The following is a 10362-nucleotide window of genomic DNA, read 5'->3' on the forward strand; positions in this document are numbered from 1 at the left end:
CGTATCAAAATAGTAAAAAATTAATTTAATGACCAAAGCGTATAATATCATTCATCATAAATTTGACGTAGTAGTTGTAGGTGCAGGCGGAGCAGGTCTTCGTTCTGCATTCGGTATGGCTAAAGAAGGGCTAAATACCGCTTGTATAACTAAGCTGTTCCCAACCCGTAGTCATACTGTGGCTGCTCAGGGCGGAATTAGTGCGGCTCTTGGGAATATGGGCGAAGATGATTGGCGTTGGCATATGTATGATACGGTAAAAGGTTCTGATTGGTTAGGCGATCAGGATGCCATTGAGTATATGTGCAAAAACGCTCCCGATGCGATTTTAGAGCTAGAGCATTACGGCGTACCTTTCTCAAGAACTGAAGAGGGAAAAATTTATCAGCGTCCTTTTGGAGGAATGACAACAGAGTACGGCAAAGGAAAAGCAGCTCAGCGTACATGTGCTGCGGCAGATCGTACGGGGCATGCCATACTTCATACTTTATATCAACAGTCACTAAAACATAAAGTACAGTTTTTCGTTGAGTATTTTGCTATTGATTTATTGATGGAAGATGGTGAATGTAGAGGCGTAGTTGCGTGGAATTTAGATGACGGTAGTCTGCATTGTTTTAGAGCTCATAATGTAGTGCTTGCAACGGGCGGATACGGGCGTGCTTATTTTTCGGCGACGTCTGCTCATACTTGTACGGGTGATGGGGGAGGCATGGCGATTAGAGCCGGTCTTCCACTGCAAGATATGGAATTTGTACAGTTCCATCCGACAGGTATATATTCGGCGGGCTGTCTTATTACCGAGGGGGCAAGAGGCGAAGGGGGATATCTTGTGAATGCAAACGGTGAGCGTTTTATGGAGCGTTATGCTCCTGCTGCAAAGGATTTAGCTTCAAGAGATGTAGTTTCAAGAGCAATGACTATAGAAATCAGAGAGGGGCGAGGAGTCGGCAAGCATAAAGATCATGTATTTTTACATTTAAATCATTTATCGCCTGAGATTTTACATAGTCGTTTGCCCGGTATCTCTGAGACGGCTAAAATTTTTGCCGGTGTTGACGTGACTAAAGAGCCGATACCGGTACTTCCTACGGTACATTATAATATGGGCGGGATACCGACGAATTATCACGGTCAAGTCATAATCAAAGACGGTAAAAATCATAATAGCGTAGTAAAAGGGCTTATGGCAATCGGTGAAGCGGCCTGCGTATCGGTACACGGTGCTAACCGATTAGGATCAAATTCTTTGCTTGATTTAGTAGTATTTGGTAGAAGTTCTGCATTAAAAGCAGCCGAGCTTATTAAGCCTGCGAGTCCCCACAAGTCTATAAAAGAAGAAAGCCTTGAAAAAATTATAAATAGATTTGATAAAGTCCGTCACGCTAACGGTAATATTTTAGTTGCAGAGTTAAGGCTTAAAATGCAAAGAACTATGCAAAGCCATGCTTCGGTATTTAGAACTCAAGAGGTACTAGATGAAGGAGCAGGAATGATTAGCGAAATAAGAAGCAGCTATAAAGATATAAAAATTAACGATAAATCTTTAATTTGGAATAGCGATTTAGTGGAAGTCTTAGAGCTAGATAATCTACTTGATCAAGCTTTAGTAACGGTATATTCGGCAGCTGCAAGAAAAGAAAGCAGAGGAGCTCATGCACGTGAAGATTATCCTGATCGTAATGATGGGGATTGGATGAAGCATACTCTTAGCTCTATCGATGAAGCAGGTAAAGTAGTTCTTGATTATAAACCTGTGACTTTAACTACTTTAACCGATGAAGTAACAACAGTCCCGCCGGCGAAGAGAGTGTACTGATTAATGTTCTTATGTCATCCCGCGATTTAATCGCAGGATCCAAAAATGCTTATTTTTTTAGATATCGCGGTCAAGCCGCAGTATGACAAGAAAAAAATATATATAAAATATGTTTGAGTATTTAATAAAATTCTATCCAAAAATCTTTTTTATTGTAAAGGGAACTTTGGTAACTTTAAAATATAGCGTTATTGCCGTTATATTCGGTTTAGTAATAGGGATGCTGCTCGCTATTTGTAAGGTAAATAAAAATCGTGCTTTAAGGCTTTTTGCAAATTTCTATACTTCTATTTTCAGAGGAACGCCTTTATTAATTCAATTAAGTATTATTTATTTTGCTTCACCTTATATCATAGGCGTTAAATTTAGTGTGTTTATGGCGGGAGCTATTTCTTTTTCTCTTAATTCGGGAGCATATGTTTCCGAAGTAATCAGGGCAGGGATTAATGCAGTTGATAAAGGGCAGTTTGAAGCGGCTGAAGCTCTTGCTATTCCAAAGTTTTTAATAACGAAAGATATAATTCTGCCGCAAGCAGTTAAAAATATTTTTCCGTCATTAGTAAATGAGCTTGTAAATTTGATTAAAGAATCAGCCATTATTTCTATGCTTGGAGAAATGGATTTAATGCGTAGAGCACAAATTGTATCAATTGAAACATATAATTATTTTTTTCCAATGCTTATTGCTGCGTGCTGTTACTATATTTTAGTGATGTTAATCAGCTTTATAGCAAAAATAATTGAGAAAAAAATGATTGTTAATTAAAACATACTTGCTTTTATGGAAAAAGTAATTATAATTTAAATTTAGTGTAATTTACAAATTCTTATAATTTGTATTTAGAAATGATTGAAAATAAAGGGTGGAAGTATTTTCCACCCTTTAATTATCGTATATATAAGTTTTTTTGGAGTATTTTTTTAATGCCGACATATAATCAATTAGTGCGTTTTGGGAGAAAGTCAAAAACTCGTAAGACCAAATCTCCTGCCTTAGAATCTAATCCTTTTAAAAGCGGTGTTTGCCTAGTTGTAAAAACCGTTACCCCTAAAAAGCCTAACTCTGCACTTCGTAAGATTGCAACGGTGCGTTTAAGTAATAAAAGAACCGTAAATGCATATATTCCTGGTGAAAAGCATAGTGTAAAGGAACATGATAGGGTGTTAGTAAGAGGCGGTCAGGTTCCTGATCTTCCGGGGGTGAAATATCATATCGTACTCGGTGCTTATGATATTGCCGGAGTTAAAGGACGTAAGCAAGGTCGGTCACGTTACGGTGCTCCTCGTAAACAAGTTGCAGTTACAAAAAAATAAATTATTAGTTAGTTAGAGAGAAAAAATAAAATGTCACGTCGTCATGCCGCGGAAAAGCGAGTAATTTTACCTGATATGAAATATAACAGTATTTTACTGTCAAAATTTATCAATAATATTATGAAAGAAGGGAAGAAAGCCCTTGCAGAGAAAATTGTTTATTCAGCCTTTAATAAAATTGAAAAGAAGCATAGAGTTGATCCGTATCAAACCTTTAATAATGCTATGCATAACGTGAAGCCGCATTTAGAAGTAACTTCGGTTAGGGTTGGAGGAGCTAATTATCAAGTTCCGACGCATGTTGATGAAAGAAGAGGATATGCCCTTGCTAGCCGTTGGATTATTAATGCTGCGTCAAAACGTTCTGAAAAAATGATGATTGATAAACTTGCCGAAGAGCTGTTTGAAGCTTCTAATAATAGAGGCGTTGCCATTAAGAAGAAAGAAGATACTCATAAAATGGCCGAAGCTAATAAAGCTTTCTCTCATTTTAGCCCTAAAAAAATGAAATAAGGTAGGGTAAATGAGTAAAATAAATAAACTTGAGCATATTCGTAATATTGGTATATGTGCTCACATTGATGCCGGTAAAACCACAACTACCGAACGTATTTTATATTATACCGGTAAATCGCATAAAATAGGTGAAGTTCATGAGGGCGGTGCTACCATGGATTGGATGGAACAAGAACAAGAACGCGGTATAACCATTACCTCAGCTGCTACTACTTGTAGATGGCAAGATAAAATAATTAATATTATCGATACTCCTGGACACGTTGACTTTACTATTGAAGTAGAGCGTTCGCTTCGTGTTCTTGACGGTGCGGTTGCAGTTTTTGACGGTGTAGCAGGTGTTGAACCGCAGTCAGAAACGGTTTGGCGGCAAGCAGATAAGTATAATGTTCCTAGAATGTGTTTTGTCAATAAAATGGACAGAATGGGAGCAGATTTTTATAGATGCGTTGAAATGCTCAAAGATCGTTTAGGAGCAAAACCGCTTGTTATTCAGTTGCCTGTAGGGATTGAAGAAAGTTTTAAAGGTATAATTGATCTTGTTAAAATGAAAGCAGTGATTTGGAAAGATGAAGCACTTGGAGCTGAGTATTTTGAAGAAGATATACCTGCCGATATGAAGGATAAAGCTGAAGAATATCGTGCTAAATTACTTGATATGGTTGTTGAGTTAGATGATCATGTTATGGAAAAATATTTATCAGGTGAAGAAGTAACAGCAGAAGAGATTAAAAGATTAATCAGAAAAGGTACTATTTCAGCAGCATTTTATCCGGTTTTATGCGGTAGTGCTTTTAAAAATAAAGGGGTACAGCCTTTACTTGATGCTGTAGTAGATTTCCTACCTTCGCCTATTGATATAGGTATAGTAAAAGGTATGGAAGTAAGTACCGGTGAAGAAAAAGATTTCCCTATTTCGGTAACTGAGCCTTTTGCAGCCTTAGCATTTAAAATTATGAATGACCCGTTTGTCGGTTCATTAACTTTTATTAGAATATATTCAGGTAAAATTACTTCAGGAGCAACTGTTATTAATACCGTAAAGAATAAAAGAGAAAAAATCGGTAGAATGCTATTAATGCATGCTAATAATCGTGAAGACGTAAAAGAAGCATCAGCAGGTGATATAGTAGCTTTAGCAGGTCTTAAGGATACTACCACAGGTGATACGTTATCCGATATTGATCAACAAGTAATCTTAGAAAGAATGGAATTTCCAGAGCCGGTAATTGAGCTTGCGGTAGAACCTAAATCAACAGTCGATCAAGAAAAAATGGGCCTTGCACTTTCTCGTTTAGCAGCTGAAGATCCATCATTTAGAGTGTCAACTGATCATGAAACAGGACAAACAGTGATAAAAGGAATGGGAGAACTTCATTTAGAAATTATCATTGATCGTATGAGAAGAGAGTTTAAGGTCGAAGCAAATATTGGAGCTCCTCAAGTAGCATATCGTGAAACTATAACAAAAGCCTGTGAAATTGATTATACCCATAAGAAACAATCCGGCGGTGCAGGACAATTTGCTCGTGTAAAAATTATTTTTGAGCCTCTAAAAGAGGTAAAAGATCTAAAAGATGAAGATAAAAATAAAATTTTTGTCTTTGAAAGTAAAATCATCGGCGGTGCCGTGCCTAAAGAATATATACCAGGTGTTGAAAAAGGATTAAATAATATTAGAGAAACCGGTGTTATTGCCGGTTACCCTATGATTGATTTTAAAGCAACTTTAGTTGACGGTGCGTTTCATGATGTAGATTCTAGTGTACTTGCGTTTGAAATTGCTGCAAAGGCAGCATTTAGAGAAGGGATGCTGAAAGGTAATCCTAAATTACTTGAGCCGATTATGCAAGTTGAAGTTATCACTCCTGATGAATATATGGGTGATATTATAGGCGATTTAAATAGTCGTAGAGGACAAATTCAAAGCATGAATCCAAGAGGGAATGCTCAAGTAGTTACTGCGAATGTTCCTTTAGCGGAAATGTTTGGTTATGTTAATACGCTTAGGTCTTTATCTCAAGGTAGAGCTCAGTTTAGTATGATATTCTCTCATTATGATCAGGTGCCGAGTCAAGTAGCTGATATTATTAAAGTTAAAAAATAATTTAGGGGTGAGATGTCACGTCTTACAGAAATAAATGTTGTTTTGCTGTGGCATCTTATAAATTAGAAGTACTGTTTATTATAGTAATTTTTTAATAATAACAAATATTTTTAATAAATTTTATTGATTTTTTATTAAAAATATGATAGGAGTGTAGCTCAATTGGTAGAGCGCCGGTCTCCAAAACCGGAGGTTGCAGGTTCGATACCTGTCGCTCCTGCCATTATAGGCTTAGAGCTTTTTTGCTATAAAATATAGAATTTTTACAAAATTTGCTTATAGAGAGAAATTTGCAAGAGGTACTTTACCTCAAATCGCAGCGTACATACTAGTATGTTAGAATTCCAGTGCTGGATCATCGTCTCAATTGCCTCTAGAAGTAGAATTTTGTAAGAAGTCTAATAAATTACCTAACAAAAATATGTTTAAAGAATATAAAATTTATAAGTTTTTTGAACAAGTTAAACAAGAAACTTATAAGGTAGTTTGGCCAACTAGAAAAGAGCTTGTTGCTTCAATATTAGTAGTGGTAGTAGCAGTTTTTATTTTTAGCCTAATTTGTTTGATACTTGATTATAGTATACATAACATAATGCAGCTTTTGCTTAATATCGGCAAATAGTATAAGGAATAAATTGTGACAGAACAGAGTATAGATAATATATTGCCTTCTTCTGAAAAAAATGTAAAGCAGTGGTATGTAGTACATACGGCATCAGGAGCAGAGAAACGCATTAAAGAAGATATGCTTAGAAAAATCGCTAAACAGAAAATGACAGATTTTTTTGAAGATATATTAATACCTGTTTTTGGAGTTTCTGAAGTTAAACGCGGTAAAAATGTCAAGGTAGAAAAAAAACTAATGCCGAGTTATATCTTGATAAAGATGAATATGACTGATAAATCTTGGCATTTAGTAAAAAATATATCTGGAGTAACCGGCTTTTTAGGAAGCAAAACCACGCCAAAAGCTCTTACAGAAAGTGAAATACAAAATATTTTTTATAATTTGGAAGCAGAAGCTAAAGAAGCAAAGAATTCTAAATTGTATGAAGTTGGTGAAATAGTGACTGTTACAGACGGTCCTTTTGAAACTTTCATGGGTACAGTAGAAGAAATAGATCAAGAAAAAAATAGGTTAAAAGTTTCAGTTGCAATATTTGGTAAAGCAACTCCAATAGAACTAAATTTTAGTCAAGTAAAGAAAAATGATTAAAAGTTGGACTAAATACGGTTTATTAATTACTTAAGCTGTATTGTACGAATGTTCAGGATGTCATTGTTGCGGGATAATGTGTCGTCATTGCAAGCAGTCGTAGGCTGCATGGCAATCTAGAAGAAATAATAAAAAACTTCTGATTTATAGAATTTTTTTTCTTCCTTGTTTTGTCAAAACTTACAGCTTTTCCTCGCAATGATAGGAAACAAGATCCATGCAATTGTTACAAAGTAATATTAATTTAAGAGAAAAATAAGGATATTTATAAATGTCTCAGAAAGCAATAAAAGGTTATATTAACTTGATAATTCCGGCTGCCGGAGCCACTCCTGCACCTCCTATAGGACCGGCCCTAGGACAAAGAAAAGTTAATATTGCAGCATTTTGTAAAGATTTTAATGATGCTACGCAAGGTATGGAAAAAGGAATACCTCTGCCAACCGTAATTACCGTTTATGAAGATAGGAGTTTTTCTTTTAAAATAAAAACTCCTCCTGCTTCTTACTTTTTAAAGAAGTATGCTAAAATTACTAAAGGTTCTAGTGCTACTAAAAAAGAAGCCGTAGTAGGTAAAGTTACTATGGATGATTGTCGTGAAATTGCAAAGTTAAAAATGCCTGATTTAAATACAAAAAATATTGAAGCAGCAACAAAAATTATTTGTGGTAGTGCTGCATCTATGGGACTTGAAGTAGTAGGGAATTAATTATTATGTCAAATAAGAAAGATGTTGCTGTAAAAATTAGCGGCGGTAAAAAAATAAGAGAAGCTAGAGAAAAAGTAAAATTAGATACTTTATATAATTTAACAAATGCAGTTGAACGATTAAAATCAGCATCATATGTTAAATTTGACCCAACCTTAGAAATAGTTATGAAGCTTGGAATTGATCCTAGGCATTCTGATCAAATGGTACGTGGTGTAGTTAATTTACCTGCCGGTACAGGCAAAACCGTAAGAGTTGCCGTTATTTGTAAAGAAGAAAGAGAAGAAGAAGCTAAAAATGCCGGAGCAGATTTAGTAGGTTCAACAAATATTATTGATGAAATTAAAGCAGGGAAAATTAATTTTGATGTATGTATAGCTACTCCCGATATGATGGCAGCTATAGGTTCAGTTGCAAGAATTTTAGGACCAAAAGGTTTAATGCCTAACCCTAAACTTGGTACCGTAACTTTAGATATTAAAAATGCTATTAAAAATGCTAAAAGCGGTCAGGTAGAATATAGAGCAGAGAAAGCAGGTATAATTCATGCAGGGCTTGGAAAATTATCTTTTTCAGACCAAGATTTATTAAGAAATTTAAATGCGTTTATTGAGGCAGTAATTAAAGCAAAACCTGCCGGATTAAAAGGAAGTTATTTAAAAGCAATGTATTTATCTTCTACTATGGGAGCATCGGTACAAATAGATTTAACTAGTATAGCATAATTTTTATAGCCGTTTAACGGTAGTATAGTAATAATAAAAAAATTTTGTTTTTTAAGCATTTGTATCAGTTTAAATATATTAAACTGTATTATAAAAGGAGAATTAAAAGGTGTTAAGATTAGAAAAACCGGTAGCAGTAGAGGATATTGTAAATATTTATAAAGAATCGCCCTCTATAATTATTACTCATTATCACGGGTTAACCGTTAGTCAAGTGAGTTCGCTTAGAGAATCACTTAAATCTAAAGAAGCAGGTTTTAAAGTAGTTAAAAATACTTTAGCAAAAATAGCTGCAAATCAAATAGGGCTTGATAGTATTGCTAATTTATTTGCGGGTCCTACTGCTATTGTTTATTCTAAAGAACCGGTTGAGATGGCAAAATTAATAGTTAATTTTGCTAAGGCTAATGATAATCTTAAGATTATCGGTGGGATAGTCGATAATCACGTATTAGATGAACATTCAATAAAAGAACTTTCTAAGCTACCTGCACTTAATGAGCTTAGGGGTAAAATTGTTGGGTTATTACAAGCACCGGCTACTCAGGTTGTAGGTGTTTTACAAGCCCCGTCTTTGAGTATGGCGAGAATAATACAAGCACATGCTAGTAAAAATTAACTTAAAGGTTACTGTATCAGGTATTTTAATTGATAATTAAAGAGCTTTTATAGTGAAAATTAATAAGGTTTTTTATAGAATATTATTCTTATTTTAAAAAAGTCTTATAATTTGAAGCAAAAAAGAATTTAATTAACTTTAAAATACCTGATGCAGTAATCTCTCAATATAAAAAAAGTAAAAAGGAAAAAATTATGGCAGATTTAGCTAAAATTGAAGAACAATTATCATCATTAACATTAATGCAAGCAGCTGAGCTTGTGAAAATGCTAGAAGAAAAATGGGGTGTATCTGCAGCAGCTCCTGTAGCCGTAGCAGCTGCCGGTGCAGCAGCTCCTGCGGCTGAAGCAGTAGCTGAAAAAACTGAGTTTGAAGTAGTTTTAACAGCTGCCGGTGACAAGAAAGTTGAAGTAATTAAAGTTGTGAAAGATATCACAGGTCTTGGTTTAATTGAAGCTAAGAAATTAGTTGATGAAGCTCCAAAGCCGATTAAAAGCAATGTGAAAAAAGCAGAAGCAGACGAAATCAAATGTAAGTTAGAAGCTGCCGGAGCAAAAGTTGAATTAAAATAATTATTTCTACACTAGGTTCTGTAAAGAAAAGTTGAATTATTTGTATTTTAGATATTTTCAAGTAAAAATTAATAAGATTCTTGTTGAAACAGTTGTTTTTATTCCAAGAAAAATCTTATGATTTTCAATCAAAAACAACTAAGTATAGATTAATTTTTTTACAGGACCTAATGTTTTTGCATTACAGATGAAATATTTTATAGCTTTAAATTAACTTCTTAAAATCCAAAAAGCCTTATTTTAGTAATTAAATTTGAATAAGGCTTTTTGGATTTTAAGAAGTTAATTTAAAGCTAATTTAAGTTATTTTTTTGAAATAGGATAAAGCTATTACATTAAAAATCTTGTTGATTAAAATAATTTTGTTAACGTACAATACGTCTAGAAATTTAAATTATTGAAATTTTCTAGGTTCTGTGAACATTTATAATTGATTTTTAGTGAAAATTAATGAGATTTTTGAAGGAATAGCTACCTATTTTAAAAAAATATTATAATTTGTTGCAATAAACAAATAACCAAAATCAAATCTTTTTGGAAATGTTCGTAGAGCCTACACAAGATCTAAATAAGAAACTTACTAGGTTTCTTTAATTTAAGTTCTGTGTAAAAAAATTTAAAACAGTATATTTTATTTTACTGCAAATTATAAGCATTTTATTGAAATAGGTATCTATTCCAATAAAAATTTTACTGTTTAAAATATAAATAATTTAAATTTTATATACAGAACCTCGGTTCTGAACACTTTTGATTAATGATTAT

At 33.9% G+C, this 10362-nt stretch carries 11 protein-coding genes and 1 tRNA gene; all 12 read left to right on the top strand.

Annotated elements, in window-relative coordinates:
- Positions 1 to 28 precede the first annotated feature (28 nt).
- The 12 genes from sdhA (at position 29) to rplL (ending at position 9597) form a co-directional block, all read left to right on the top strand.
- On the top strand, positions 29 to 1819 hold the full coding sequence (gene sdhA / locus RGRA_RS0101410) for a succinate dehydrogenase flavoprotein subunit (protein ID WP_017443463.1): 1791 nt from the start codon (positions 29 to 31) through the stop codon (positions 1817 to 1819).
- Positions 1820 to 1928: 109 nt separating this feature from the next.
- On the top strand, positions 1929 to 2585 hold the full coding sequence (locus RGRA_RS0101415) for an amino acid ABC transporter permease (protein WP_017443464.1): 657 nt from the start codon (positions 1929 to 1931) through the stop codon (positions 2583 to 2585).
- A gap of 158 nt (positions 2586 to 2743) precedes the next feature.
- Positions 2744 to 3133 carry a 30S ribosomal protein S12 gene (rpsL, locus tag RGRA_RS0101420; protein WP_004996647.1) on the top strand — a complete coding sequence of 130 codons (390 nt, stop codon included), beginning with the start codon at positions 2744 to 2746 and terminating at the stop codon, positions 3131 to 3133.
- Between the two features lie 30 nt (positions 3134 to 3163).
- Positions 3164 to 3646: a 30S ribosomal protein S7 gene (gene rpsG, locus RGRA_RS0101425; protein ID WP_017443465.1), complete on the top strand. Its 483-nt coding sequence runs from the start codon at positions 3164 to 3166 to the stop codon at positions 3644 to 3646.
- A gap of 10 nt (positions 3647 to 3656) precedes the next feature.
- Positions 3657 to 5756 (top strand): elongation factor G, encoded by a 2100-nt coding sequence (fusA, locus tag RGRA_RS0101430; protein WP_017443466.1) that lies wholly within the window; start codon positions 3657 to 3659, stop codon positions 5754 to 5756.
- A 147-nt stretch (positions 5757 to 5903) separates the two neighbouring features.
- A tRNA-Trp gene (locus RGRA_RS0101435) sits at positions 5904 to 5979 on the top strand.
- 198 nt (positions 5980 to 6177) lie between these two features.
- Positions 6178 to 6378, top strand: coding sequence for a preprotein translocase subunit SecE (gene secE / locus RGRA_RS0101440; protein WP_024547225.1), 201 nt, complete (start codon positions 6178 to 6180; stop codon positions 6376 to 6378).
- A gap of 15 nt (positions 6379 to 6393) precedes the next feature.
- Entirely contained in the window at positions 6394 to 6972 is a 579-nt protein-coding gene (nusG, locus tag RGRA_RS0101445; protein ID WP_017443468.1) for a transcription termination/antitermination protein NusG, read from the top strand.
- A 271-nt stretch (positions 6973 to 7243) separates the two neighbouring features.
- On the top strand, positions 7244 to 7681 hold the full coding sequence (gene rplK, locus RGRA_RS0101450) for a 50S ribosomal protein L11 (RefSeq protein WP_017443469.1): 438 nt from the start codon (positions 7244 to 7246) through the stop codon (positions 7679 to 7681).
- A 5-nt stretch (positions 7682 to 7686) separates the two neighbouring features.
- Entirely contained in the window at positions 7687 to 8406 is a 720-nt protein-coding gene (gene rplA / locus RGRA_RS0101455) for a 50S ribosomal protein L1 (protein WP_017443470.1), read from the top strand.
- A gap of 109 nt (positions 8407 to 8515) precedes the next feature.
- A complete protein-coding gene (rplJ, locus tag RGRA_RS0101460) occupies positions 8516 to 9025 on the top strand; it encodes a 50S ribosomal protein L10 (RefSeq protein WP_017443471.1) in 510 nt (169 codons plus the stop codon).
- Positions 9026 to 9219: 194 nt separating this feature from the next.
- The gene (rplL, locus tag RGRA_RS0101465; protein WP_017443472.1) at positions 9220 to 9597 is read left to right on the top strand and encodes a 50S ribosomal protein L7/L12; all 378 of its coding nucleotides are present in this window, start codon (positions 9220 to 9222) and stop codon (positions 9595 to 9597) included.
- Positions 9598 to 10362: the final 765 nt, after the last annotated feature.

Origin of the sequence: Rickettsia gravesii BWI-1 (assembly GCF_000485845.1) — a bacterium.
Classification (GTDB): Bacteria; Pseudomonadota; Alphaproteobacteria; order Rickettsiales; family Rickettsiaceae; genus Rickettsia; species Rickettsia rickettsii.